This is a genomic window from Candidatus Binatia bacterium (genome assembly GCA_036563615.1).
GTDB lineage: Bacteria > Desulfobacterota > Binatia > UBA12015 > UBA12015 > DATCMB01.
This window is the reverse complement of the sequence record DATCMB010000022.1, coordinates 269210-293414: the sequence shown is the minus strand read 5'-3', so window position 1 is coordinate 293414 and position 24205 is coordinate 269210. Positions and strand designations below refer to the sequence as shown.

24 protein-coding genes and 1 pseudogene are annotated in these 24205 nt (G+C 71.9%); 4 read left to right on the top strand and 21 right to left on the bottom strand.

Annotated elements, in window-relative coordinates:
* Positions 1–5: 5 nt before the first annotated feature.
* The 8 genes from mutM to VIS07_19770 all read right to left on the bottom strand — a co-directional run bounded on the left by mutM (position 6) and on the right by VIS07_19770 (position 9095).
* The gene (gene mutM, locus VIS07_19805) at positions 6–812 is read right to left on the bottom strand and encodes a bifunctional DNA-formamidopyrimidine glycosylase/DNA-(apurinic or apyrimidinic site) lyase (protein ID HEY8517760.1); all 807 of its coding nucleotides are present in this window, start codon (positions 810–812) and stop codon (positions 6–8) included.
* Positions 805–1620, bottom strand: coding sequence for a 16S rRNA (adenine(1518)-N(6)/adenine(1519)-N(6))-dimethyltransferase RsmA (gene rsmA, locus VIS07_19800; protein ID HEY8517759.1), 816 nt, complete (start codon positions 1618–1620; stop codon positions 805–807). Before rsmA ends, mutM begins: the two co-directional genes overlap by 8 nt.
* Positions 1613–2629 (bottom strand): tRNA (adenosine(37)-N6)-threonylcarbamoyltransferase complex transferase subunit TsaD, encoded by a 1017-nt coding sequence (gene tsaD / locus VIS07_19795; GenBank protein ID HEY8517758.1) that lies wholly within the window; start codon positions 2627–2629, stop codon positions 1613–1615. The genes rsmA and tsaD overlap by 8 nt, the downstream gene beginning before the upstream one ends.
* Positions 2626–3249, bottom strand: coding sequence for a tetratricopeptide repeat protein (locus tag VIS07_19790; GenBank protein ID HEY8517757.1), 624 nt, complete (start codon positions 3247–3249; stop codon positions 2626–2628). The genes tsaD and VIS07_19790 overlap by 4 nt, the downstream gene beginning before the upstream one ends.
* A 3-nt stretch (positions 3250–3252) precedes the next feature.
* Positions 3253–5682 carry a PBP1A family penicillin-binding protein gene (locus VIS07_19785; protein ID HEY8517756.1) on the bottom strand — a complete coding sequence of 810 codons (2430 nt, stop codon included), beginning with the start codon at positions 5680–5682 and terminating at the stop codon, positions 3253–3255.
* Complete coding sequence (locus tag VIS07_19780) at positions 5679–7223, bottom strand: DegQ family serine endoprotease (protein ID HEY8517755.1); 1545 nt, start codon at positions 7221–7223, stop codon at positions 5679–5681. The genes VIS07_19785 and VIS07_19780 overlap by 4 nt, the downstream gene beginning before the upstream one ends.
* 51 nt (positions 7224–7274) lie before the next feature.
* Positions 7275–7817 (bottom strand): DUF1844 domain-containing protein, encoded by a 543-nt coding sequence (locus VIS07_19775; protein ID HEY8517754.1) that lies wholly within the window; start codon positions 7815–7817, stop codon positions 7275–7277.
* A gap of 258 nt (positions 7818–8075) precedes the next feature.
* Positions 8076–9095 carry a glycosyltransferase family 9 protein gene (locus tag VIS07_19770; protein HEY8517753.1) on the bottom strand — a complete coding sequence of 340 codons (1020 nt, stop codon included), beginning with the start codon at positions 9093–9095 and terminating at the stop codon, positions 8076–8078.
* Between the two features lie 33 nt (positions 9096–9128).
* On the opposite strand from VIS07_19770, the gene cysK reads away from it, so the two are divergent.
* Positions 9129–10067: a cysteine synthase A gene (cysK, locus tag VIS07_19765; GenBank protein ID HEY8517752.1), complete on the top strand. Its 939-nt coding sequence runs from the start codon at positions 9129–9131 to the stop codon at positions 10065–10067.
* A gap of 1 nt (position 10068) precedes the next feature.
* Positions 10069–10929: an ATP-dependent sacrificial sulfur transferase LarE gene (larE, locus tag VIS07_19760; GenBank protein ID HEY8517751.1), complete on the top strand. Its 861-nt coding sequence runs from the start codon at positions 10069–10071 to the stop codon at positions 10927–10929.
* Between the two features lie 37 nt (positions 10930–10966).
* Here the strand turns inward: larE and VIS07_19755 are convergent, their stop codons facing one another.
* The 5 genes and pseudogenes from VIS07_19755 to VIS07_19735 form a co-directional block, all read right to left on the bottom strand.
* Entirely contained in the window at positions 10967–11452 is a 486-nt protein-coding gene (locus VIS07_19755) for a CarD family transcriptional regulator (protein ID HEY8517750.1), read from the bottom strand.
* A 107-nt stretch (positions 11453–11559) separates the two neighbouring features.
* Entirely contained in the window at positions 11560–12030 is a 471-nt protein-coding gene (gene rimI / locus VIS07_19750) for a ribosomal protein S18-alanine N-acetyltransferase (protein ID HEY8517749.1), read from the bottom strand.
* Between the two features lie 16 nt (positions 12031–12046).
* Complete coding sequence (locus VIS07_19745) at positions 12047–13069, bottom strand: beta-ketoacyl-ACP synthase III (protein HEY8517748.1); 1023 nt, start codon at positions 13067–13069, stop codon at positions 12047–12049.
* 14 nt (positions 13070–13083) lie between these two features.
* Positions 13084–14100 carry a 3-oxoacyl-ACP synthase III family protein gene (locus VIS07_19740; GenBank protein HEY8517747.1) on the bottom strand — a complete coding sequence of 339 codons (1017 nt, stop codon included), beginning with the start codon at positions 14098–14100 and terminating at the stop codon, positions 13084–13086.
* A 1210-nt stretch (positions 14101–15310) separates the two neighbouring features.
* A pseudogene (locus VIS07_19735) lies at positions 15311–15580 on the bottom strand (4Fe-4S dicluster domain-containing protein).
* Positions 15581–15888: 308 nt separating this feature from the next.
* On the opposite strand from VIS07_19735, the gene VIS07_19730 reads away from it, so the two are divergent.
* On the top strand, positions 15889–16128 hold the full coding sequence (locus VIS07_19730; protein ID HEY8517746.1) for an alanine-zipper protein: 240 nt from the start codon (positions 15889–15891) through the stop codon (positions 16126–16128).
* Between the two features lie 194 nt (positions 16129–16322).
* On the opposite strand, the gene VIS07_19725 is transcribed toward VIS07_19730, so the two are convergent.
* Genes VIS07_19725 through rsmD form a run of 3 tightly spaced genes read right to left on the bottom strand, consistent with a single transcriptional unit; the run spans position 16323 to position 18676 of the window.
* On the bottom strand, positions 16323–17519 hold the full coding sequence (locus VIS07_19725; protein ID HEY8517745.1) for a pyridoxal phosphate-dependent aminotransferase: 1197 nt from the start codon (positions 17517–17519) through the stop codon (positions 16323–16325).
* Position 17520: 1 nt separating this feature from the next.
* A complete protein-coding gene (gene coaD, locus VIS07_19720) occupies positions 17521–18033 on the bottom strand; it encodes a pantetheine-phosphate adenylyltransferase (protein HEY8517744.1) in 513 nt (170 codons plus the stop codon).
* A gap of 46 nt (positions 18034–18079) precedes the next feature.
* Positions 18080–18676: a 16S rRNA (guanine(966)-N(2))-methyltransferase RsmD gene (rsmD, locus tag VIS07_19715; protein ID HEY8517743.1), complete on the bottom strand. Its 597-nt coding sequence runs from the start codon at positions 18674–18676 to the stop codon at positions 18080–18082.
* Positions 18677–18744: 68 nt separating this feature from the next.
* Between rsmD and cofC the strand changes: the two genes are divergently transcribed.
* Positions 18745–19407, top strand: coding sequence for a 2-phospho-L-lactate guanylyltransferase (gene cofC / locus VIS07_19710; GenBank protein HEY8517742.1), 663 nt, complete (start codon positions 18745–18747; stop codon positions 19405–19407).
* 40 nt (positions 19408–19447) lie between these two features.
* On the opposite strand, the gene VIS07_19705 is transcribed toward cofC, so the two are convergent.
* From VIS07_19705 to VIS07_19685, 5 genes are all read right to left on the bottom strand, one after another.
* Positions 19448–19567 carry a hypothetical protein gene (locus tag VIS07_19705; GenBank protein ID HEY8517741.1) on the bottom strand — a complete coding sequence of 40 codons (120 nt, stop codon included), beginning with the start codon at positions 19565–19567 and terminating at the stop codon, positions 19448–19450.
* 69 nt (positions 19568–19636) lie between these two features.
* Entirely contained in the window at positions 19637–20401 is a 765-nt protein-coding gene (locus tag VIS07_19700; protein HEY8517740.1) for an enoyl-CoA hydratase/isomerase family protein, read from the bottom strand.
* A complete protein-coding gene (locus VIS07_19695) occupies positions 20401–21954 on the bottom strand; it encodes an AMP-binding protein (protein HEY8517739.1) in 1554 nt (517 codons plus the stop codon). Before VIS07_19695 ends, VIS07_19700 begins: the two co-directional genes overlap by 1 nt.
* Positions 21951–22682, bottom strand: coding sequence for an enoyl-CoA hydratase/isomerase family protein (locus tag VIS07_19690; protein ID HEY8517738.1), 732 nt, complete (start codon positions 22680–22682; stop codon positions 21951–21953). The genes VIS07_19695 and VIS07_19690 overlap by 4 nt, the downstream gene beginning before the upstream one ends.
* The gene (locus VIS07_19685; GenBank protein ID HEY8517737.1) at positions 22679–24166 is read right to left on the bottom strand and encodes an amidohydrolase family protein; all 1488 of its coding nucleotides are present in this window, start codon (positions 24164–24166) and stop codon (positions 22679–22681) included. Before VIS07_19685 ends, VIS07_19690 begins: the two co-directional genes overlap by 4 nt.
* Positions 24167–24205 lie beyond the last annotated feature (39 nt).

The window sequence follows — 24205 nt, the reverse complement described above, 5'->3', positions numbered from 1 at the left end:
ACAGCTCAGCGCTGGCAGCGCGGGCAGTAGAACGAGCTGCGTCCGGCGATGACGACGCGCTTGATCGGCGTCGCGCAGCGTCGGCACGGCTCACCCTCGCGCTCGTAGACGCGCAGCATGCGCTGGAACTCGCCCTCGTTGCCGTCCGCGTCGCGGTAGTCGAGCAGCGAGGAGCCGCGGCTCGCGATCGCGCGCTCGAGCACGGTGCGCACCGCCGCGGCGAGACGGTCCGCCTCGGCGCGCGTCAAGCGCCAACTTCGCCGAGCCGGTCGGATGCCGGCCTCGAACAGCGCCTCGTTGGCGTAGATGTTGCCGACCCCGGCGATGAGCCGGCTGTCCATCAACAGCGACTTCACCGTGACACGCCGGTGCCGACGGCTCAGCGACCACAGCAGCTCGCCGTCGAAGTCGGGACCGAGCGGCTCGACGCCGAGCACGCCGAGGTCGGCGTCGTCCCTCGACAGCAGCATGAGGCCGAAGCGGCGCGGGTCGCGGAAGTAGAGCCGCACGCCGCCCTCGAGGTCCGCGACGACGTGCACGTGCGGCTGCCCCGGCGGCGGCTCGCCGACGCAGAAGCGTCCGCTCATGCCGAGGTGCACGACCCAGCGCAGCCCCTCGCCGACGTCGAGCAGGAGGTACTTCGCGCGCCGCGCCACGCCGTGGACGACGCGTCCCGCGAGACGCGCCTCGAGGTCGCGCGGGATCGGACGGCGCAGACGCCGCTCGCGCACGTCGACGCGCTCGATACGGCGCCCAACGACGTGCGGCGCGATCGTCCGGCAGACGGTCTCGACCTCGGGCAGCTCAGGCATGGTCCGCGTCGGACGCGCGCTGGCGTACCCGCGCGGCGGCGCTCGTGAGGAGCGCGAACTCGTCGAGCGACAGCGTCTCCGCGCGCCGGCGCGGATCGATCTCCGCCGCCGCGAGCATCGCGTCGGCCACGGCGCTGCCGAAGCCCGCGGTGAGCGCGTTGCGCAGCGTCTTGCGGCGCTGCGCGAACGCCGCGCGCACGACCCGCCGGAACAGCGCCTCGTCGATGACCGCGGCGCGCGGCGTCGTGACCACGTCGAGGCGCACCACCGCCGAGTCGACCTGCGGCCGCGGCGAGAACGCCTGCGGCGGCACGACGAAGCCGAAGATCGCCTCGGCGTGCAGCGCAGAGAGCACCGTCAAGCTGCCGTACGCCCGCGTGTTCGGCGACGCGCAGAGACGCTCCGCGACCTCGAGCTGCAGCATCACCGTGAGGCGCGGGAAGCGCTCCGGGTGCTCGAGCAGACGCGTGACGATCGCCGTGCCCGTCGCGTACGGCAGGTTGGCGACCACCGGCAGCGGTCCGGGCGGCAGCGTCGCGAGGTCGACCTGCAGCGCGTCGCCGCGCACGATGGTGAGCCGATCGTCGCGCCGCGCCTCGAGCGCGCTCGCAAGCTCGGGATCGACCTCGATGGCGACGACGCGATGGCCCGCCGCGAGCAGGCGGTCGGTGAGCGCGCCGCGGCCCGGTCCGATCTCGAGCACCGTCGCGCCGGGGTCGAGGTCGGCGAGCTGCACCGTCCGGTCCGCGACCTCGCCGTCGATCAGGAAGTGCTGGCCGAGCGCGCGTCGGCGGGCCGCTTTACGCACGGAGCTCGTTCGGGTGCACGCGCGGTCCGAGCGGCAGTTCGGCCGCGGCGTTGAGCGTCAGCGGATCGCGCTCGCCGCGCTGCAGACGCAGCCAGCCGGCGTAGGCGATCATCGCGGCGTTATCGGTGCAGCGCCGGAGCGGCGGCACCAGCAGACGCGCGCCCTGCTCCTCGGCGAGCCGCGCCATCGCCTCGCGCAGCGCGCCGTTGGCGGACACGCCGCCCGTCACCACGACGCGCGTCGCGCCCGTGCCGTCGATCGCGCGACGCACGAGGTCGAGCAGCGTGTCGACGACCGCGCGCTGGAACGACGCCGCCACGTCGGCGAGCGGAAGGTTCGGATGCTTCTCGAGGCCGAGACGAAGCGCCGTCTTGAGGCCGCTGAAGCTCAGGTCGAGGTCGGCGCCGCGCACGCGCGGACGCGGCAGCGGCAGTGCGTCGGGATCGCCGTCGCGCGCCACCTGCTCGATCGCGCGCCCGCCGGGATAGCCGAGCCCGAGCAGCTTCGCCGCCTTGTCGAAGGCCTCGCCGGCCGCGTCGTCGCGCGTCTGGCCGAGCAGCGCGTAGCGGCCGTCCTCGCCCGCCCAGTAGAGCGCCGAGTGCCCGCCCGAGACGACGAGGCCGAGGAACGGACGCTCGACCTTCTCCTCGAGCTCGATCGAGAGCAGGTGTCCTTCGATGTGATTGACGCCGACGAACGGCAGCCCGTGCCGACGAGCGATCGCCTTCGCCGTGCAGAGCCCGACGAGCAGCGAGCCGACGAGGCCCGGGCCGCGCGTCGCGGCGACCGCGTCGACGTCGCCGAGCTCGATCCCGGCGCGCACGAGCGCCGTCTCGATCACCGGCACGACGTGGCGGATGTGGTTGCGCGCCGCGAGCTCCGGCACGACCCCGCCGTAAGGTCCGTGCACCTCCTCTTGCGAGGCGACGACGCTCGAGAGCTCTTGTCCGTCACGCAGCACCGCGGCCGCGGTGTCGTCGCACGACGACTCGATGCCGAGGACGATCACGGCGGCCCTCCCCCACCGGACGTGCTGCCGGTGAGACGCTTCAGCGCCTCGCGCGCCCGGACGTTGCCTGGGAAGATCCGTAGCGCGCGCCGGTAGGCCGCGATGGCCTCGCTGCGGTTGCCCTCGAGCTCGAACATCATGCCACGCACCGCGGCGGCCTCGGCGACCCAAGCGGTCGGCGCCGGCAGCGACGCCGCCTTGTCGAGGTCGGACCGCGCCTGCTGCGTGGCGCCTTCCGCGAGGTACGCCCGCGCCCGCAGCACGTAGGGCGGCTGCAGGGTCGGCGCGTTCTTGATCGCGGTGTCGAGCAGCTCGAAGGCGCTGTCGGTCGTGCCCTCGTCGAGCTCCTCGCGCGCCCGCTCGGCGAGCCTCAGCGCGGACACGTCGCGCGACGGCGTGCTCTCGGTGATGAGACGCGTCAGCGGGTCGCGCGTGATGTCGCGCGGCGCACGCGTCGGCGTCGGCGCCGGACGCTTCTTGTCGGGACGCGGCGTCGCGGTGGGCGTCGGCCGGGTCACCATCTTGCGACGTACGCGCTTGCGCGGCGCGCAGTCAATCAAGGAAATCGCGACGATCAGGATCAGGAGCCGCACCAGCCAGCGGGAACGGGTCGCCGTCATCGCCTACCTCCCTACCTCCGCTTCTGCGCCCGCGTACGCGAGACGCTCCTCGCGCAGCTCGCGCGGCTCGGGCGCGTCTTCGTATCCGTCGCCTCCGTCGCCGTCCTGCGGCGCGACCGGGACGGGCTCCGCCTCGTGCGTCACGATCGCCGGCGCGTCGGCGTCGAGGAACGCCTCCTGGATCGTGCCGCGACGGCCCGCTTCGGCAACCTCGCCCGAGCCATGATCGATCGTGACCAGCGTCACGCCGGGCGGCGGCAGGAACGGACGCGGCGGCAGCGCCGCGGTCGCGACCTTCATGAAGTCCGTCCAGATCGGCAGCGCCGCGCTCGCGCCCGACATGTTGAGCGGCGAGCGCTGGTCGAAGCCGACCCACACCGCAGCGACGAGATCCGGCGTGAAGCCGACGAACCACGCGTCGCGGTAGTCGTTGGTCGTGCCGGTCTTGCCTGCGGCCGGGTGCCGGAAGCCGGCTTCGCGCGCGCCGGCGGCGGTGCCGTGGTCGAGCACCCCTTCGAGGACGTGCGTCAACACGTACGCCGTATCGGGAGGGATCACCGGCCGCAACGACGGCGGCTCACCGAGGATCACCTCGCCGTCGCGCGACGTGACGCGGCGGATGGCGACGGGCTCGGCGCGCGTGCCGCCGCTCGCGAGCACCGCGTACACCGAGGCCATCTCGAGCGGCGACGCCTCGACCGAGCCGAGCGCAATCGACGGCACCTCGGGGATGGGTCCCTCGATCCCGAGCTCGCGCGCGAGCCGCACGATCGCGTCCATGCCGACGGACTGCGCGACGCGCGCCGTCGCCGCGTTCAGCGAGCGCTCGAGCGCGACGCGCACGGTCACCTCGCCGTAGTAGTGGTCGCCGTAGTTGCGCGGCGACCACTCGCGGCCGTTGTCGAGCCGCCAGACGAAGGGCGAGTCGTCGATGCGCGAGGCCGGCGTCAGGTGACGCTCCGGATCGTCCTCGAGCATGGCGGCGAGGTAGACGATCGGCTTGAACGTCGAGCCCGTCTGCCGGCGCGCCTGCGTCGCGCGGTTGAACTGGCTCGCCTGGTAGTTGCGGCCGCCGACCATCGCCTTGATCTCGCCGGTGCGCGGCGCGAGCGCGACGAGCGCCGCCTCCAGGCGGTCCTTCTTCGCCGCCTCCGCGAGCCGCGGCCGCTGCTTCTCGAGGTCGTCGAGACGCTTCTCGACGATGCGCTGCGCCTGCTCCTGCAGCAGCGGGTCGAGGGTCGTGTAGATGTTGAGCCCTTCGGTCGTCAGCACGTCGGGCGGGAAGCGTCCGGCGAGCTCCCCCTTCACGTAGTCGACGAAGAACGGCGCGGTGGTGCTGTCGGTGGGCGGCGGGACGACGCCGAGCGGTGCTGCGACCGCGGCCTCGTAGGTCGTCTGGTCGATGTCGCCCGCTTCGAGCAGCAGCCGGAGCACGGTGTTGCGTCGCTGCAGCGCGCGCTCCGGCGAGTGGAACGGCGAGTACGCGTTCGGCGCGCGGATCAGGCCGGCGAGCAGCGCCGCCTCGGCGACGTCGAGGTCGCGCGGGTGCTTGCCGAAGTAGAACTCCGCCGCCTCGGCGACCCCGAAGATGCCGCGAGCGCCGCGCTGCCCGAGGTAGATCTCGTTCAGGTAGTTCTCGAGGATCTGCATCTTCGAGTAGCGACGCTCGGCGACCACGGCCATCGCCGCCTCGACGACCTTGCGCGACAGCGTGCGGTCGGTCGTCAAGAAGAAGTTCTTCATCAGCTGCTGCGTGAGCGTGCTGCCGCCCTGCCGCACCCGGCCGGAGCGCAGATTGGTCAGCGCCGCGCGCGCGATGCCGATCAGGTCGACGCCGTGGTGCTGGAAGAAGCGGCTGTCCTCGGTCGCGAGGATCGCGCGCACCAGTACGGGGCTCACGTCGACCACCTTGATCGCGCGGCGGTCCTCCCAGGCGCCCTCCCAGATGCCCGTCAGCTCCTCGGGCTCGAGCGCGACCGCGGCGAGCTGCTCGTTGGTCTCGAGGTCGGTGATGTCGGCGATGCGGCTGCCGTGGAGCGTCAAGCGCACGCGCTGGGTCTGCGTGCGACCGAGCGCCCCCGGACGCAGCGCGATCTCGAGGGCGCCGGGCTCGCGGCGGAACTCGCCGCCGACCCGCGGCGTGTCGTCGATCGGCCGGTAGGCGAGACGCTCGAGCCTGCGCGGCACGCCGGCCGCGTCGAGGTCGAGGCCCGTGTAGAGCAGGAACTCGTCGCTGTAGATGCGCGACGGGAAGTCCCAGCGCCGACCGGCGAACTTCTCGTCCACCACCCGGGCGAGCCGCGCGTAGGTGACCCACACGGCGAACGCGGCGATCCCCGCGAGCGGGATCGCCGCCGCCAACAACACCGCGAGTAGCGAGCGCAGCCGTCGGCCGCGCCCGCTCGGCTTCGCGTCGGGCGCAGCCGGCCTCACCCTGCGGGCGGCTTGAGCGCCAGGAAGACCGTGTTCTCGCCGCGCCGGACGAGCAGCAGGACGCTCTTGCCCGACCCGACGCTCTTCATCTCCTTGTTGTACGCGTCGACGTCACGCACGGGCTTGCGGTTCACCTCGACGATGACGTCGCCGCGCCGCAGCCCGGCCTCGTCCGCCGGGCTGCCCGGCTCGACGCCGGAGACCAGGACGCCCTGCACGTCGACGCCGATGCCGAGCGACTCGGCGATCTCGGGGGTCAGGTTCTGCACGGTGAGACCGAAGGCTTCGGACTCGCCGCTCGCGACCTGCTCCTCGTCGTCCTTCATCTCGGCGATCTTGATGGTGATGGTCTCTTCCTTGCCATCGCGCATCACGACCACCGGGACCTCGCTGCCGATCGCCTGGCGCGCGACCAGCGTCGGGAGCTCGGTCGACTCCTTCACCTGGTGACCGTCGAAGCTGACGATCACGTCGCCGACCTTGACGCCCGCCTCTTCCGCCGGGCCGCCTTTGACGACGTCGGCGACCAGCGCGCCACGCGGCGCCGGCAGGCCGAGCGACTCGGCGATCTCCGGCGTCACCTTCTGGATCATCACGCCGATCCAGCCGCGCGTCACGCGACCCTTCTCACGCAGCTGCGGGATCAGCTCCTTCGCGAGGTTGATCGGGATCGCGAAGCCGATGCCAATGTTGCCGCCGCTGCGGCTGAAGATCGAGGTGTTGATGCCGACGACGCGGCCCTGCAGGTCGAGCAGCGGACCACCCGAGTTGCCCGGATTGATCGGCGCGTCGGTCTGCAGGAAGTCGTCGTAGTTGCCCTGGCCGATGAAGCGTCCCTTGGCGCTGACGATGCCCGCGGTCACCGAGAACTCGAGACCGAACGGGTTGCCGATCGCCATCACCCACTCGCCGACCTTGACGGCGTCGGAGTCGCCGAAGGGGATCGTCGGCAGATCCTTCTTCGCGTCGATCTTGAGCACGGCGATGTCGGTCTTCGGATCGCGGCCGACGAGCTGGGCGGTGAGCTCCTCGCCGCTGTTGAGCTTGACCTTGATCTCGCTCGCGTTCTCGACGACGTGGTTGTTGGTCAGGATGTAGCCCGCGGGATCGAAGATGAAGCCCGAGCCGAGGCTGCGCTCCGGCATGCGCCGGCGCGGCATCGGGCCGAAGAAGCGCTCGAAAGGCTCCCAGAATTCGCGCGGATCCTGACCGGGGAAGCCCGGCATCTGCCCGCGCGGTCCGTGGAAGCGGCGGTCACCGTTGCCGCCGTCGCCGCGGTCGGGCTTGCTCGAGGTCGAGATGTTCACGACCGCCGGCGCGAGATCGTGCGCCAGGCGCGTGAAGTCCGGCAGCGTGCAGGTCACGCACGCGCTGTTCTCGGAGGCGGGTACGTTGCCGCCGGTTGCGGGCGCTGGCCGCGAGGCAGCGCTCTCCTGCGCGGTTGCGACCGCGGGCTCCTGCTGGCCGCGTTGGCGTACGGCGACGACGCCGACCACGAAGCCGACCAGAAGCAGGACGATGACCTTCAACACGCTGCGCATTCGATGGCTACCTCGGATTCTCTACGGGACGAGAGATGGTGGATCTCGGGCTCAGCTGGCGCGCGAGATCGCGACGAACCTCATGCGGAGGTCGTACAGGACCCTCTCGAGCAAGGCCGCTTCACCGGCGTCGAGGTTCCCCGTCGTCTTCCGCTCCAGAACGGCGAGCAGATCGATGATGTTGCGCGCGGCCGCGAGATCCTTGCGCGCCTCACCGCCCTCGAGGGGCGGGATCTCGCCGAGATACATCAGCGCCTGCGTGCTGAGGCTGATCACCAGCGTCGAGAAGGTCGGCTCGGGGATGTCGCCGGGCTCGTAGGGCTCCCCTTTCGGCATCGCGAGCTCGGGCCCCTGAGCCGACGACGAGCTCGACTGCGCGCTGCCCGCCGCTTGCGCTCGCTCCTCGCGCGACGAGGTGCTCTGCGCACCGGCGTCGCTGCCCGACGACGGGCTCTGCGGCTCGTCGTCCGCGCGCTCGCTGCCGTCGGGCGCGAAGCGCCGACGGTCGATCACGCGAAAGGCCGGCTTCTCTTCCCCTTCGCGCCGCTCGGCGGCGTGCAGCGACTCGCTGTTCCCCACTTCCCGCTCGCTCATGGCTCGCTGCATCCCACCGACAAGCCGACCGGCCCGCGACGCCCGCGGACGTGAGCTCGCTCGAGCCCGAGCGACGCGCGAGCCCGCGGAAGACCGCCAAGGACGTGACCGGCGGCGCGACCGCTGCGAAATCCCATGGCTTTGTGCGCTCTTCCTTGTTCGTCTCGGCTGACCGGCGATCGTCGGAGCGGTTCGTCGTGCGTCACCCGGTTCTGCCCCAAGCCCGTCGACGACGCGGACAACCTGATGACATCATCCCTACTCATCATCCTGGCGATTGTCACGCGGAGTGGGCGGACTCGGCGTCGATGGAGCGGCGCACTTCCCGTCCCGCTCGCCCACGACCCGCCGACCGATCGCGTCCCACACCGCACTGACCGTCGCGTCGTGCGCTTGGACGTCGATCGCGGCGACGTCTTCACCGCGCGGGCCGAAGCTCGCGGGCGAGGTCGAGCGATAGAGCACCGCGCCCGCGACCCCGAGCGCCGCGGCGACGTGGCTCGGTCCGGCGTCGTTGCCGACGAACGCGGCGCTGCGCGCGAGCACGGCCGCGAGCTCGGCGACCGACCCGGGTCGCACGACGCGGCCGGCTGCGACCCACGCCGCGTCCTCGGCGGCCTCGGCGGGACCGAGGACGACCGTCACCTCGCCGCCGGCGTCGCGCCAGCGTCGGGCGACCTCGAGGAACAGCTCCGGCGCCGCGCGCTTGTCGCGTCCACCGCTGCCCGGCAGCAGGACGAGGCGCGCGCCGCCGCCTGACGCAGGCGGGCGGCCCTCCGCCGGTGCGACCAGCCGCGGCGGTGGAGCCGTCGCCGCCGGGTCGCCGCAGACGACGCCCAGAAAATGGTCGGCCGCATGGCGCTCGAGCGGCGGGCGCGGAAACGGCGCGAGCGTCGCGTCCGGCAGCGCGCCGAGCCGCCGCGCCACCTCCGGCACCCCCGCCCCGGTGAAGCTCACGACGCGGGCGAAGCCCGCGAGCCAGCGCGCGAGCTCGGGATCGTCCTCGCCCGGCGCGAACAGCCGGGCGATCTCCGGAGCGTCGAGCGAGCAGACGCGCGGCCGCGCGGGATAGAGCGCCGCGACCTCCGCGGCGGCGCCGCGCGCGTAGAGCACCAGCTCGCCCTGCGCCGCGAGGTGGGCCGCGGCGGGCTCGAGGCAGACCGCGTCGCCGAGCGCTCCCGGAAAGAGCAGCAGGACGCGCCGCCCCGCGTCGCGAGCGCCGCCCGCATCGTGGGAGGCCTCCCCTTTCGACGGCCGATCGACGGGATCGTTCTTCAAAGTTCGGCCGCCCTCAGTTAGCATCCGCGCGACATGCCGCTACCCAACATCGTCGCACAATCGCCCCTCGAGCTGATCGGCAACACGCCGGTCGTCCGCCTCAATCGCGTCGCGCCGAAGGACGGCGCCGAGATCTGGGCGAAGCTCGAGCTCGCGAACCTGGGCGGCAGCGTCAAGGACCGAATCTGCCTCGCGATGATCGAGGAGGCGGAGCGCACCGGACGGCTCCGTCCGGGGGACACCATCGTCGAGCCGACCAGCGGCAACACCGGCATCGGACTGGCGCTGGTGTGCGCGATCAAGGGCTACCGGCTGATCCTCACCATGCCGGACACGATGAGCGAGGAGCGGCGCAGCCTGCTGCTCGCCTATGGCGCCGAGCTCGAGCTCACGCCAGACTCGAAGGGAATGCACGCCGCGGTCGCGAGAGCGGAGGAGATCGCGCGCACGATCCCGCGCGCCTTCATGCCGCAGCAGTTCCGGAACCCGGCGAACCCCGACGCGCACCGCCGCACGACGGCGCGCGAGATCCTCGAGCAGATGCCGCAGCTCGACGCGTTCGTCGCCGGCGTCGGCACCGGCGGCACGATCAGCGGCGTGGGCGAAGTCCTGCACCGCGAGCGTCCGGGCTGCCAGGTGATCGCGGTCGAGCCGAAGGCGTCGGCCGTGCTGTCCGGCGGCTCGCCCGGCTACCACAAGATCCAGGGCATCGGCGCGGGCTTCGTCCCCGAGAACCTCAAGCCCGGCTCCTACGACCGCGTGATCGCGGTGAGCGACGAGGAGGCGACCACGTACGCCCGCCGTCTGGCACGCGAGGAAGGTCTGCTGGTCGGCATCTCGTCGGGCGCGCACTGCGCGGCGGCGATCGAGGTGGCGCGCGAGCTCGGCCCCGGAAAGATTGTCTTGACGATGTTCTGCGACACCGGCGAGCGCTACCTCACCACCGACCTGTTCCAGCCGGAAGGGCCGTAGCGTGACCGGCGACGCGCACCCCGTCGCGACGCGATCCGAAACCGCGGGGCTCGAGCCCGCCGTCGACGCCAAGCTCGCGCGGCTGCGCGAGCTGCTCGGCGAGATCCCCTCTGCCGTCGTCGCGTTCTCCGGCGGCGTCGACTCGACGTTCCTGCTGCGCGTCGCGCACGACGTGCTCGGCGAGCGCGTGCTCGCGCTCACCACGACGTCGGCGTCGATGCCGGCGCACGAGCTCGCCGAGGCGAAGGCGCTCGCAGCACGGATCGGCGCGCGTCACCTCGTCGTGTCGACCGACGAGGTCGCGATCGAGGACTACGCCAAGAACCCGATCAACCGCTGCTACTTCTGCAAGGACAACCTCTACCGGATCTGCCACGCGGAGGCGGCGGCGCACGGCCTCGCGGCGGTGCTCGACGGCGTCAACGTCGACGACCTCGGCGACTTCCGCCCGGGTCTCGACGCCGCGAGCGAGCAGCAGGTGCGTCACCCGCTGGTCGAGGCCGGCATGACCAAGGCCGACGTCCGTGCGGCGAGCGCGGTGCTGGGTCTGCCGACGTGGGACAAGCCGGCGTCGCCCTGCCTCGCCTCGCGCGTGCCGTACGGGACGGCGATCACGCACGAGCGGCTGCAGCGCATCGAGGCCGCGGAGCGCGTGCTGCGCGAGCTCGGCTTCCGCGAGTTCCGCGTCCGCTATGGCGACGACACCGCGCGTCTGGAAATTGCGGTCGCGGAGATGGAACGCTGTCTCGATCCGGAGATCCGACAGCGCATCGTCGCCGGCGTGCGAGCGGCGGGGTTCCGTCGGGTCGTGCTCGATCTCGAGGGCTTCCGCAGCGGGAGCCTGAACCCGACGGCGCGCTGAGCTGACGCCTGAAGAAGTTGAGCCTGATCTCGGCGCCTTACGGCGCGAAGATCGTGCGGAGCTCCTCCATGATCTTCTCTTCGGGGTGCGAGCGCGCGATCGCGAGCTCCTTCACCAGGAGGTTGCGCGCCGTGTCGAGCATCTTGCGCTCGCCGAAGGAGAGCTCCTTGTCGCCCTTGAGGACGAACAGGTCGCGAAGGACCTTGGCGATCTCGAGCACCGAGCCGGTCTTGATCTTCTCGGTGTACTCGCGATAGCGCCGGTTCCAGGTCTGCTGGTCGATCTCGACCTTCTTGTCGCGCAAGATCTTGTAGACCTTGCTCACCATGTCCTTGCCGATGATGCGTCGGAGGCCCACGGAAGCGACGTTCTCCATGGGCACCATGATCGTCATGTCGTTGTCGAGAAACCGGAGCATGTAGAACTTCTTCTCGGTGCCGGCGATCGTGCGACTCTGCACGCTCTCGATCACGCCCACGCCATGCGCGGGGTAGACGACCTTCTCACCGACTTTGAACTGCATCAGGCGGGACCCTCCGAGGACGGACTCCCAACGTAGCGGAAATTTCGGCTTTAAGCAACTATGAAGCCGCCGCGCGACGCCCAAAACGGCGTTCACAACGCGCCGCGTCAAGCAAGCTCGAGCACCATCACGACGGCGTCGATGCCCGGCGCGTAGTAGTCGCGGCGCCGCTCGCGCTCGACGAATCCGAGCCGCTGGTAGAGCGTCCGCGCAACGTCGTTTCCGATCGCGACCTCGAGCGTGACGAAGCGGGCCGCGACCTCGCGCGCATGCTCCACGACCGCCGTCGCGAGCGTCCGACCGAGTCCCCGCCCGCGCAGCTCCGGGGCGACGGCGAGGTTGAGCAGGTGCACTTCGTCGGCGACGTGCCACAGCACGACGTAGCCCGCGACGCGCTCCGGGGCGTCGGTCGGGTACGCGACCAGCGCGCGCGAGAACGGGATGTCGAGCTCGTGCCGGAACGCCCCCTCGCTCCACGGCCGCTCGAACGACACCGCCTCGATCGCGGCCACGGCCGGGACGTCGGCCGGCTGCATGGGACGCAGCGCGAACGCCCCTGCCGTCTCCGACGCCGTCACCAGCGCAGCGACGCGGTCACCAGCGCAGCAGCGCAGCCGCCCACGTGAAGCCGGCGCCGAACGCGGCCAGGCAGACGAGGCTGCCGTCGCGCACGCGACCGTCGTGCACCGCCTCGTAGAGCGCGAGCGGAATCGAGGCCGCGGTCGTGTTGCCGTAGCGATCGATGTTGTTGACGACCTTCGACTCGTCGAGCCCGAGGTCGGCGGCGACGAACTGGTTGATGCGCAGGTTCGCCTGGTGCGGGATCAGCAGGTCGAGGTCCGAGAGGCCGAGGCCGTTGAACTCGAGCGCCTCGCGGATCACCTCGGGGAAGCGCGTCACCGCGTGCTTGAAGACGAACTTGCCCTGCATGCGCGGGAACGCGGCGGGGCTGTCGCCCTCGAGGTCCTCCGGACGGATGCGCGGACGCTTGCGGCTCGCGGCCGCCTCGAGCCAGAGCTTCTCGGCGAACTTGCCCTCGGCGTGCAGGTGCGTCGAGAGGATGCCCTTCTGCGCGTCGCCCGACGGTCCGAGCACCACGGCCGCGGCACCGTCGCCGAAGATCACGCCGACCTCGCGCCCGCGCGTCGTGAGGTCGAGGCCGGTCGAGTGGATCTCGCCGCCGACGACCAGCGCGTGACGCGCGCGTCCCGCGTGCAGCATCGCGTCCGCGCAGGCGAGGCTGTAGATGAAGCCCGAGCACTGGTTCTTGACGTCGAACGCGGGGATCTGGCGCGCGCCGAGCTTCGCCGCGAGCAGACACGCGCACGACGGCCAGTCGATGTCCGGCGACAGCGTCGCGAAGATGATCAGGTCGATGTCGCCGATCCCGAGACCCGCGGCGCGCAGCGCCTCCTCCGCCGCGATCTTGCCGAGGTCGGTCGCGCCGCAGTCGGACGTGATGTGACGGCGCTCGCGGATCCCGGTGCGCTGCTGGATCCACTCGTCGGAGGTCTCCATCACGCGCGACAGCATGTCGTTGGTCACGACGTGATCGGGAACCGCCTTGCCGATGCCCAGAATTCGATTGCGCTTGACGCTCGCCCCGCCGCTGCTCATCCCCGTGTTGCTCCTCAGATCTCGAGCGTCGCCGCGCCCCACGCGAGCCCCGGGCCGGCCGCGGCGAGCAGGACACGCGCCCCGCGCGGCAGCTCGCCCGCGCGCGCGAGCGCGATCGGCAGGCCGGCCGCCATGACGTGTCCGAACTGCGCCGTCGGCACGACGGTGCGCGCGTCCGCGATGTCGAGCGCCCGCGCCGCGGCGCGCGCGGTCTCGGGCGCGACGTAGTCGAAGATCGCGAGCTCGACCTCACCCGCCTTCCAGCCGCTCTCCTCGAGCACCTCGCGCGCGACTTCGGCGAGACGCGTCTCGACGATCGGCGCGAGCGTGCCGAGGTCGGCCGACGGGTAGTGGCGTCCCTCGGCGAGGTTCTGCGCGGTGATGCGCACCGGGTACTGCCGGCTCGCCGGGTACTCGCACCAGAAGCGGTCGGCGAGCGTGCCGTCGGTGTACCAGCGCAGCGCGCGCACGCGCGGCCCGCTGCCGCCGGTGCCGACGACCACCGCGCTCGCGCCGTCCGCGAGCCGCGGCGTCAGCACGCGCCCGCGCGGCGAGAAGTCGAGCCCCGCCGAGAACACCTCGCCCGCCGCGATCAGCACGCGCGCGTAGCGCGCGTCGGACGCCGCACCCGGCACCGGCAGACGCGAGAACGCGAGCGCGAGATCGAGCGCGCACAGGAAGCCCGCGCTCTGCGCCCGCACGTCGAGCGCGCCGACCGTCGGCGCCGCGAGCTTGTCCTGCAGGAAGCAGGCCGCGCCCGGAAAGGTGACGTCCGGCGTCGCGGTCGCAAAGACGATCAAGCCGAGCTCGCCGACGCTCGTGCCCGCGGCCGCGAGCGCGTCCGTCGCGGCGCGCAGCGCGAGGTCCGAGGGCCCCTGCCCGTCCGCCGCGTGATGCCGCTGCGCGATGCCGGTCTCGCGCGCGAGCTCGTCGGGCGTCGTGCCGAGCGCGGTCGCCAGCGTCTCGTTGCCGACCGGGTCACCCGGCAGGTGACACGCGATTCCCAGCAGCCGCACGTCGTCAGGCTGCATCGGCGCGCGTGGGGAGACGGCCAGCCGACTGCTTCAGCAGGACCACCTCGAGAAGCTTGTCGGCGTAGCGGTGAACGAAACCGATGCAGCGCTCGGAGAGCTCGACGCGCGTCGTGAAGTCGGGCGGGAACGCCGGCGCCGTCGCGGCGACCGTGCGCAAGCGCGGATCGACCACCTTGCCGCGCACCTCGAAGTACGAGCCGTGCAGCGCGAGGTCGAGCGCATAATCCGGCATCTCGTCGCCGAGCCCGAGCTCTTCCTTGACGCCCGACGGCGGGATGCGGCGCGGCAGCTCCATGCGGAACAGGTAGCCGTTCGGCCGCTCCTCGAGCGTGTAGACCTCGCCATAGCGGCGCTCGCGCTCGCGCTTCTCGTCGAACGCGCCGGCCGTCTCGTAGTAGCCCTCGAAGGCCTCGCGGCTGCCGATCTTGCTCTTCTCCGCGCGACGCAGGAGCGGCGCGACGAACGGGATCAGGAGCGGTCCGTAGATGCTGCCACGGTAGATCAGCTCCGAGACCGGACGCGGCGAGATCACCGCCTCGCGCAGACGGAAGATCGCCTCCGCGGCGGCCGCGATGCCGCCGTAGAAGAACCACGGGCGCACGCCGGCGCTGTAGAAGCTCTTGTCGAGCACGAACACCGCGAACGCGAGGAACAGCAGCGGCAGCACCAGGAGGTGCAGGAAGATGTTCATCGCGGTCGCGCCCGCCGAGCTGAAGATCCGCCGGTCGCCGAAGGCGGCCTCGAGGCGGTCTTTCGTCTTGGCGGGCAGCGCGCCGAGCAGCGGCTGCGCGAGCATCACCAGGATCGGCACGATGCGCGGGCCGCTGGAGGCGCCGAGCGGCGGCAGCAGCATGTCGCGCGCCTCGTCGAAGTCGATCTCGAGCTCGCCGCGGAACGGTGCCGTCCGCTTCGGCGGCTGCTGCAGCGGCGGCGCGACCTTCTTCTCGACCTTGCCGAGTCGAATCACGGGGGCCGGTGCCGGTGCCGGCGCGGCAGCGGCCGGCTTGGCAGCAGCGGCGGCCGGAGCGCTCGGCGCGGCCGCCGGGGCGGGCGCAGGCGTAGCCGGAGCCGCAGGAGCAGACGCCGCAGCGGCCGGCTCCGGGGCCGGCGCGGACGCTGCAGCCGTAGGCGCCGCGGCGCCGTTACCGGTCTTGAAGCGCGACGGGAAGTCCGGACCGAAGGTCTTGTCCGGATGGAGCGCCCGAGCGCGGGCGATCAGGACGTCCTCGGTCTCCGGGATGTTCGGGTTGGGGACGCAGCAGTCGACCGGACAGACCGCGGCGCAGGCCTCGTGGTCGTAGAAACCGACGCACTCGGTACACTTGTCAGGAACGATGTAGAAGGTTTCGTTGCTGAGCGGCGGGTGCTTCGCTCCCTGCCACTCGTACTCGACGCCCCCTTGGTAGATCGCGGTGTTCGGACACTCTGGTTCGCAGGCACCGCAGTTGATGCACTCGTCGGTAATCATCGTCGCCATCGCGACCGAACCTCCCGGATCCCAGCGGCTTCGAACCCGTCTCGCTGCGCGGCATCCCGCTGCGGCATGCCGACGACGAACGAAGGAGCCTTACAAGCTCCACCCCGAGGAGACAAGGCGGCCGTTTTGCATGTCGAAGCCCCGGCTCGCGTCTGCCATGGCGCAAGGTGCGCGTGTAACGTACGAAAAGACGTGGGCTGGCTTGTCACGACGGCGGAGGTATGTAATCCTCGGCCGATCGGGTTGAATCCTTGTTTTACAAAAACAAGGATCGACGAACGGGACAGACAGAGGGAGGAGGTGACACGATGCGGAAGATGATCGAGGCGGGGGCCATTGCGGCCGGACTTCTCATGCTGGTGTCGGCTGGCACGGGCTGCTCGAGCGGTCAGAAGGGCCCGAGCCCGGCCGAGCAGGCCGCGAGCCGCGCCGAGGCGGCGGCGTCGCGCGCCGAGGCGGCTGCGACCCGTGCGCAGCAGGCCGCGGATCGCGCCGAGGCCGCAGCGTCGAAGGCCGAGGCGATTTTCCAGAAGAACATGCGCAAGTAATTCCCGCGCATCCTTCTGGAGAACCATTGAAAGCGGCGACCTTGGGGCGACCCAGGTCGCCGCTTGCATTTTGAGCGACGTCCCGCGCTCGGTGCTCGGGTTGCATTTGCGCGCGCGGGAGCGAAGCTCGCGCGAACGAAGCGCTCCGCGAACGAAGCGCTCGACGCTCGTTCGCTCCTCCGTGCCGCCTGGTGCTACTCGAGCGTGCGCAGCGCACGGGCGATCGCGTCGAAGCCGCGCTCGAGGTTCGTCCGCGACGTCGCGTACGAAAGTCGGATGTGCTGCGGCGCCGCGAAGTCGTCGCCGGCGACGAGCGCGACGCGCGCTTCGGCGAGCAGGAACGCGCACACGCGCTGCGCGTTGCCGAGCGGCTCGCCGCGCCAGCGCCGCTCGAACAGCCCCGACACGTCGGGGAAGGCGTAGAACGCTCCCGACGGCTTCACGCAGGTCACGCCCGGCAGATCGGCGAGTCGCTGCATCACGTAGTCACGCCGCCAGCGGAACTCGTCGACCATCGCCGGCAGCTCGTCCTGCGGGCCGGTGAGCGCCTCGACCGCCGCCGCCTGCACGATGGCGGTCGGGTTCGACGTGCACTGCCCCTGGATCGTCGCCATCGCCTTCACGACGTCGGCCGGCGCGGCCGCGTAGCCGAGACGCCAGCCGGTCATCGCGTAGGTCTTCGAGACCGAGTTCACGATCACCGTGCGCTCGCGCAGCTCGGGCGCGATGCGCAGCAGGTGCGGCGGCCGCGCGTCGTCGAAGTAGAGCATCTCGTAGACGTCGTCGGCGATGATCGCGACGTCGGGATGCTTCAGCAGCACCTCCGCGAGGGCGCGCAGCTCGCTCTCCTGGTACGCGGCGCCGGTCGGGTTCGACGGGCTGTTGAGCACGACGCCGCGCGTGCGCTCGTTGATCGCCGACGCGAGCTGCTCCGGACGGAGCTTGAAGCCCTGCGACGCCGGCGCCTGCACGACGACCGGGGTCGCGCCCGCGAGCACGAGCATGTCGGCGTAGCTCACCCAGAACGGCGCCGGCAGCACGACCTCGTCGCCCGGTCCGAACAGCGCCTGGAACGCGTTGTAGAGCGTGTGCTTGCCGCCGCAGCTGACGATCGTCTCGTCGACCGAGTACTCGAGCCCGTTCACGCGCTTGAGCTTCGCGACCACCGCCTCGCGCACTTCCTTCGTGCCCGCGACCGGCGTGTACTTCGTCATGCCGGCCTCGAGCGCGCGGATCGCCGCGTCCTTGATGCGCTGTGGGGTGTCGAAGTCGGGCTCGCCGGCGCCGAAGTCGATGACCTCGACGCCGCTCGCGCGCAGCCGCGCGACCTCTGCCGTCACGGCGAGCGTCGCCGACGGCTTGATCAGCTTGGTCCGGGAGGAAAGACGCATCCTAGCCTCGTGAGCGGACGTCCCCCGCTCTCTTCTTCAGCCGTTCCTTGAACCGCTCCAGCACGAAGTCCGGGACCAGGTTGCGTACGTCTCCGCCGAAGGTCGCGACCTCCTTCACGAGCCGCGAGCTGGTGTAGAAGTACTGCTCACCCGCCATCATGAAGACCGTCTCGATGTTCGGCCTCAGGTGGCGGTTCATCATCGTCATCTGGAACTCGTACTCGAAGTCGGACACTGCGCGCAGGCCACGGATCAGCACACGCGCGCCGATTCGCTCAGCATAGTCGACCAGCAGACCGGTGAAAGAGTCCGCGATCACACGATCGCCGACGTCGCGGAGCGACTCGCGGATCATCTCGACGCGCTCTTCCGGGGTGAACATCGCCGCGTCCTTGTTCGGATTGTACGCGACGGCGACGGTCACCCGCGGGAAGACGTGCAACGCGCGTCGGATGATGTCGATGTGACCGTTGGTGATCGGATCGAACGAGCCCGGGTAGATCGCCATGGGCACGTTCTGCAGCGAAGACGACTTCTTCGCCGCCTTGGAGGTCGAGCGCCTAGGGGTGGGCATGTGCGGGAACCTCGCGGCAATCACCGGGCTGCGCCGTGGCCCGCAGCAGCGTCAGCATGCTGTCGCCGCACGGACGCTCGAGCTCGCGCACGAGCGCGTTCGGCCACGCGAGCGGCTCGGTGCGAGCGTGCTCGATGAGGATCCATCCGTCCGCGGCCACGACGCCGCGCGCGACGAGAGCGTCGAGCGCGCGCTCGGCAAGCCCGGCGCGGTACGGAGGATCGACCAGGACGAGATCGAACGGAGCTTCTGCGGCGAGCCGGGCGATGGCTCGCTCGACCGGCTCGACCAGCACGCGAGCGCGATCGGCGACGCCCGTCTGCTGAAGGTTGGCCTGCAGGATACGCGCGACGTCACGGTCGTGCTCCACGGCGACCAGCTCGCGAGCGCCACGCGACAGCGCCTCGATGCCGAGCGCGCCGGTGCCGGCGAACAGGTCGAGGACGCGAGCGCCTTCGATTGCGCCGCGATGCTCCAGTATGCCAAAGGCGGATTCGCGTAGCCGCGCACCGCTCGGTCGCACGCGCAGTCCAGGGGGCACGCGCAGCCGTCGGCCCTTGGCCGTACCTGCGATCACGCGCATCGACCCGTACCGACAGGCTGCACGTGGCGCTGTTTGGCAGAACACCATCGGAGGCGCAAGGAAACGGAATGCTGTGGGCGGTCGTGCCGGCGAAGCTCGGTGGCGCGGTGAAGACGCGTCTGGGCGCGACGCTGACTGCGTCGCAGCGCCACGCGCTCGCGCAGGCGATGCTGTCCGACGTGCTCGCGACCCTCGCCGCGGTGCCGACGCTCGCGGGAACGGTCGTGGTGACGCGCGACGACGTGGTCGAGTCGCTCGCCGAGCGTCACGGCGCGATCGCCCTGCACGAGACCCGTGGCGGCGGGCTCAACGCCGCCGTCGCCGAGGGCATCGCGGCCTGTCGCGCGCGCGGCGCGACCGCCGTCGTCGTGGTGATGGGCGACCTGCCCTGCCTCGACGCGCGCGAGCTCGCGTCCGCCCTCGAGCGCCTGCCCGAGCGCGGCGTCCTCGCGGTCCCCTCGCTCGACGGCACCGGGACGAACGTCCTCGCCGTGCGCCCGCTCGACGTCCTGCCGGAGACGCACTTCGGACCCGGCAGCCTCGCGCTGCACCGCACGGCGGCGCAGTCGCGCGGGCTCGAGCTGGTCACGTGCGAGCTGCGCGGCGCCGCGCTCGACGTCGACACCGCGCAGGACCTCGCAGTGCTCGGCGGCCGCTCGACGTGCGGTCACGCGACCCGCGCCGTCCTCGACGCCTTCGCGAGCGAGCGCGCGCCTTTGCGCGACGGCTGACGCACGAGCTGCCGGGCGACGCCCCGGCCGCGGGCAAGCGCTACTTCTTCTGCTCCATCGGCTTGCCGCAGCACGTCAGGTCGCCGCTCCCCGCCTTGGTGACGATGAACTGCGCGCCGCACTGCGTGCAGACGTAGATCTTTCCGAGCTGGCTGGGCATGGAATCTCCTCGAACGGTTGTGGCGATCTCTTTTGCCGGACGAGGCGCGACGCGCAAGCGCCGCACGCCTCAGCGGTTCGCGAAGCGCGGCCGGCGCTTCTCGCGAAAGCTCGCGATCCCCTCGTCGCGGTCGCGGGTCGACTGCAGCAGCACGTAGAGGTCGCCCTCGAGCCGCAGCCCCTCGGCGAGCGGCAGGTCGAAGGCGGCGAGCATGGCTTCCTTGGCGAGCCGCTGCGCGATCGGCGCGCGCTCGGCGAGCTGCGCCGCGAGGCGCGCGCCCTCGGCGAAGAGACTTCGCGCAGCGACCACGCGGTGCACGAGCCCGAGTCGGAGCGCGCGCGTCGCGCGCACGGTCTCGCCGAGCAGCAGCATGTGCAGCGCCCGCGCCGCGCCGACGACGCGCGGCAGCCGCTGCGTCCCGCCGTGCCGCGGCAGCGCGCCGCGCGCGATCTGCGTCAAGCCAAAACGTGCGCGCGGCGCCGCGAGGCGCAGATCGCAGGCCAGCGCGAGCTCGAAGCCGACGTCGAGCGCGTCGCCCTGCACGAGGCAAATCACCGGCACGCGCAGCGCCGCGACCGCCGCGACCGCGTCCGCCGCTCGCGGCGATGGCTCGACCTCCGCCGGACGACAGAACGCCGCACCGCGCGAGCGCAGGACGACGACGCGCACGTCCTCGTCGAGGTCGATCTCCGCCGCGGCCGCCGCGAGCTCCGCGTGCAGCTCGGCCGTCAAGCATGGTCCGGCGGCGCCGCCGAGCAGCGTGATCGTGCAGACGCCGCCGTCGCGCGCGACCTCGACCGCGTCCTGCACGGTGCGCCGCGCGGGACGCGCCATCAGCGCTCCGCGGCGAGCTGCTCGCGGAGGTCCTTGCGCAGGATCTTGCCGAGCGGATTGCGCGGCAGCTGATCGACGATCTTGATCACCTCGGGCTTCTTGAAGCTCGCGAGCCGCTGTCGGCAGTACTCGGAGAGCTCCTCGGGGGTCGCGCTGGCGCCGGGACGCAGGACGACCGCCGCCGCCACGATCTGCCCCCACTCGACGCTCGGCAGGCCGAGCACCGCGACCTCCTCCACCGCGGGATGTCCCTGCAGGATCGACTCGACCTCGGCCGGCGCGATGTTCTCGCCGCCGCGGATGATCATGTCGTCCTTGCGGCCGACCAGGAACACGTAGCCGTCGTCGTCGACGTAGCCGAGGTCGCGCGTGTGCAGGAAGCCGTCCGGCTCCATGCGCGCGCCGCCCTCGACGTCGCCCGCGTAGCCCTTCATGACGCGCGGCGTGCGCACCAGGATCTCGCCGGTCTCGCCCGGCGGCAGCTCGTTGCCGGCCTCGTCGACCACCTTGATCTCGACGTCGGGCAGCGGACGGCCGATCGAGTGCAGACGACGCAGCACGACCTCGTCCGCGGCGGGATCGCCGGTGAGCTTGTGGTCCTCGGGTCCGAGCACGGTGAGCGTCGACGTGGTCTCCGTCTGACCGAAGGCGTTCACGAAGCCGCACGTCTTGGGAAACGCCTCGAGCGCGCGGCGGATCACCGGGAACGGCATCGGCGCGCCGCCGTAGGACAGGTTCGTCATGCTCGAGAGATCGGTGCTCGCGAAGCGCGGGTGGTCGAGGATCTGCTTCAGCATCGTCGGCACGACGAACGCGTGCGTGACGCGCTCGCGCTCGACCGTCGCGAGCCACTCGCCGGCGTCGAACTGGCTCAGCAGCACGAGCTTCCGGCCGGTCCAGATCGAGGTCATGATGTTGGTCGCGCCGGCGATGTGGTAGAGCGGCACGCACAGCAGCGCGGTGCCGCGCGGCTCGCCGTCCGCCATCTCGACGGTGCCGACGACGTACGCCGTGAAGTCGCCGAAGCTCAGCATCACGCCCTTCGGCAGCGACGTCGTCCCGCTCGTGTACATCAGCACCGAGGTGTCGGACTCCTCGACGTCCGCGTCCTCGATGTCCTCGTCGGCGCTCGCGATCAGCGACTCGACGGTGTCCCCGCCCTCGCCATCGATCGAGACGCGCTGCATGTCGCCCGGCAGCTTGTCGCGCAGCTGGTCGAGCAGCGGCGCGTAGCGCTCGCCGTAGACCAGCACGCGCGGCGCCGCCTTGCCGATCATGTGCTCGAGCTCGTGCAGCTTCGCGCGGTAGTTGAGCGGCACGAAGGTCGCGCCGGTCGTCGCGGTCGCGTAGTAGCACTCGACGTAGCGGTGCGAGTTGGTCGCGAGCACGGCGACGTTCGAGCCGCGCCCGACGCCGCGCGCGGCGAGCGCGCGCGCGAGGCGCCGCACGCGCGACAGCGTCTCGGCATAGGTCGCACGATGCTCGCCGTAGACCAGGATCTCCTGGTCGCCGAACATCGAGGCGGGGATCGAAAGAAAGTTGGCGGTGTTCATTGCTCCCGCGGTCCTATCGCGGAGCCGATGCGACGCTCAAGCCGCAGGCCGTCCGCGAGCGGCAGATCGATGCCGCGTCTGACGCACTGCTTCGCCGCGCGCAGCAGCCGCGGGTCGGCGCTCGCGAGGCGACGGGCGAGCCTGCGCGCGGTCGTGAGCAGGCGCGACGGCGGGACGGCCTCGAGCGCGAGCCCGATCCGCGCCGCCTCGCGTCCGTCGATCCACTCGCCCGCGAGCAGCACGCTCGCGGCGCGCGAAAGTCCGATCGCGCGCGGCAGCGTCTGCGTCCCTCCGACGCCCGGGATCAGCCCGAGCCCGGTCTCCGGCAGCGCGAAGCGCGCGTCCGTCGTGCAGACGAGGAAGTCGCACAGCAGCGCCATCTCGAGCCCACCGCCGACCGCGTAGCCGTGCACGGCGGCAAGCGACACGCACGGCAGCGTCGACCACAGGCGCCACACGTCGCGCACCTGACGCACCTCGCGCGCGCGCACCGGCGACGGCGCGGTGCCGAACTCGTTCAGGTCGCCGCCGGTCGAGAACGCGCGTCCCTCGCCGCGCACGACGAGCACGCTGACCTCGGGCTCGCGGTGCAGCCACTCGAGCGTCGCGAAGATCTCGTCGCGCATCGTCTTGTCGTACGCGTTGAGCGTCTCCGGGCGGTCGAGCGTCAAGGTGACGATGCGGTCCTCGCGCTCGAGGCGCGTCGCGGGACGGCGGGCCTCGCTCATGCGATGCACCGTCCGGCGCGCAGCGTCGCGCGCACCCGAAGCGACGCGAAGCCGTCGCGCGGCGACCACGCGTCCGCGACCAGCAGATCGCACGGCGCTCCAGGCGTCCACGGCGGCGCTGCCGCTTCGCCGCGCAGCCGCGCCGCCGAAGAGGTGAACAGCTCGAGCGCCGAAGCCGGATCGAGCCTCTCCTCGGGCGCCAGCACGACGTCGCCCGCGCGACGCTCGACCGCGGCGTCGAGGCCGAGGCGCGGATCGAGCGGCACGACCGGAGCGTCGCTGCCCGCGACGACGTGCGCACCGGCCTTGCGCAGCGTCGCGAGCGGATAGAGCCAGGGCCAGAGCGGCTCCTCGACCTCGCGCCGGTACTTGTCGCCGCGCGCGGCGAGAAACGCCGGCTGCGTGACGACCGCGACGCCCGCCGACGCGAGCCGCGTCACGAGCTCGGGCGGACAGAGCGACGCGTGCTCGATGCGATCGGGCTCGAGCGTCGAGCGCGGCGGCACTGCGGCGGCGGTGCGCAGCGGCGTTGCAGCGATGGCGCGCGGCCTCGTCGCAGCGCTGCTGCGCGGCGGCGCCGCGGCGAGCGCGTCGAGCACCGCGGCGACGACGTCCGCCTCCACCGCGTGCACCGCGACCGCCAGACCGAGCCGCCGCGCGCGCGCGACGGCGTCGCGAAACGCGGGCGCCCTCGCCTCCTCCTCCGCACGCGCGAGCAGCTTGACGCCCGCGATCTCGACGCGTCCCGCCGCCGCCTCGCGCGCCGCCGCGACCTCGTCCGCGTCGCGCACGTAGGCGCGAACGCGCTGCGGCAGCGCGCCGCTCTCGACCGCGCGCGCGAGCAGCGCGACGCGCGCGGCGTCGTTGCTCGCCGTCACCTCGTCGACGTGCACGACGCCGTGGCGCGAGAGCTCCGCGCCGACGGCGCGCAGCCCGCGCAGGATCCCCTCTTCGCCGAGCGGTCCGACGACGCGCGTGATCTCCGGCTCGAGCCCGTAGACGACGGCGAGCGGCGCGCCGTCGGGAGCATTCGCGACGTGCGCCGCGCCGAGCGGCCCGAGCTGCTGCTCGACGCGACGAAGGGCGAGAGAGTTGAGCAGCGAAGCGTGCCGCGTCGCGTGGCGGACGCGCAGCGGCACGTCCGGCACCGCGACGTCGAGCTCGGCGCGCGTCGGGTGGCGATGCTCGGCGAGCCAGGCCTCGTCGTAGCCGGTCGCACGCAGCCACCTGCTCGGCGACGCGCCGCGCGCGGCGTCGACGAGGCGCGTGAGCAGCTCCGCGATCGTCGCCGGCCGCGGGCGCGTGAGATCGAGCGCCTCGCGCTCCGCCGCGCACGCGACCAGGTGCACGTGCGCGTCGCTCAGCGCGGGCAGCAGCAGCGCGTCGGGGTCGCCGAGCGCGTCCGCCGGAGCGCGGCGGTCCGCCGGCAGCGCCGCGAGCGGCGTGCAGGACGCGACGCGTCCCTGCGCGACGCGCAGCAGCACCGGCTCGGCCGCGCGCAGCGCGCCACGCGCATCCGGCGC

Excerpts from the sequence above, each read along its gene's own strand:
- VIS07_19745 (HEY8517748.1), bottom strand. The coding sequence starts at position 13,069 with ATGAGCAGCGGCGGGGCGAGCGTCAAGCGCAATCGAATTCTGGGCATC.
- VIS07_19705 (HEY8517741.1), bottom strand. The coding sequence starts at position 19,567 with ATGCCCAGCCAGCTCGGAAAGATCTACGTCTGCACGCAGTGCGGCGCG.
- VIS07_19730 (HEY8517746.1), top strand. The coding sequence starts at position 15,889 with ATGCGGAAGATGATCGAGGCGGGGGCCATTGCGGCCGGACTTCTCATG.
- cysK (HEY8517752.1), top strand. The coding sequence starts at position 9,129 with ATGCCGCTACCCAACATCGTCGCACAATCGCCCCTCGAGCTGATCGGC.
- VIS07_19740 (HEY8517747.1), bottom strand. The coding sequence starts at position 14,100 with ATGCAGCCTGACGACGTGCGGCTGCTGGGAATCGCGTGTCACCTGCCG.
- VIS07_19700 (HEY8517740.1), bottom strand. The coding sequence starts at position 20,401 with ATGGCGCGTCCCGCGCGGCGCACCGTGCAGGACGCGGTCGAGGTCGCG.
- cofC (HEY8517742.1), top strand. The coding sequence starts at position 18,745 with ATGCTGTGGGCGGTCGTGCCGGCGAAGCTCGGTGGCGCGGTGAAGACG.
- VIS07_19780 (HEY8517755.1), bottom strand. The coding sequence starts at position 7,223 with ATGCGCAGCGTGTTGAAGGTCATCGTCCTGCTTCTGGTCGGCTTCGTG.
- VIS07_19725 (HEY8517745.1), bottom strand. The coding sequence starts at position 17,519 with ATGCGTCTTTCCTCCCGGACCAAGCTGATCAAGCCGTCGGCGACGCTC.
- VIS07_19690 (HEY8517738.1), bottom strand. The coding sequence starts at position 22,682 with ATGAGCGAGGCCCGCCGTCCCGCGACGCGCCTCGAGCGCGAGGACCGC.
- VIS07_19695 (HEY8517739.1), bottom strand. The coding sequence starts at position 21,954 with ATGAACACCGCCAACTTTCTTTCGATCCCCGCCTCGATGTTCGGCGAC.
- VIS07_19775 (HEY8517754.1), bottom strand. The coding sequence starts at position 7,817 with ATGAGCGAGCGGGAAGTGGGGAACAGCGAGTCGCTGCACGCCGCCGAG.
- VIS07_19790 (HEY8517757.1), bottom strand. The coding sequence starts at position 3,249 with ATGACGGCGACCCGTTCCCGCTGGCTGGTGCGGCTCCTGATCCTGATC.
- mutM (HEY8517760.1), bottom strand. The coding sequence starts at position 812 with ATGCCTGAGCTGCCCGAGGTCGAGACCGTCTGCCGGACGATCGCGCCG.
- VIS07_19755 (HEY8517750.1), bottom strand. The coding sequence starts at position 11,452 with ATGCAGTTCAAAGTCGGTGAGAAGGTCGTCTACCCCGCGCATGGCGTG.
- rsmD (HEY8517743.1), bottom strand. The coding sequence starts at position 18,676 with ATGCGCGTGATCGCAGGTACGGCCAAGGGCCGACGGCTGCGCGTGCCC.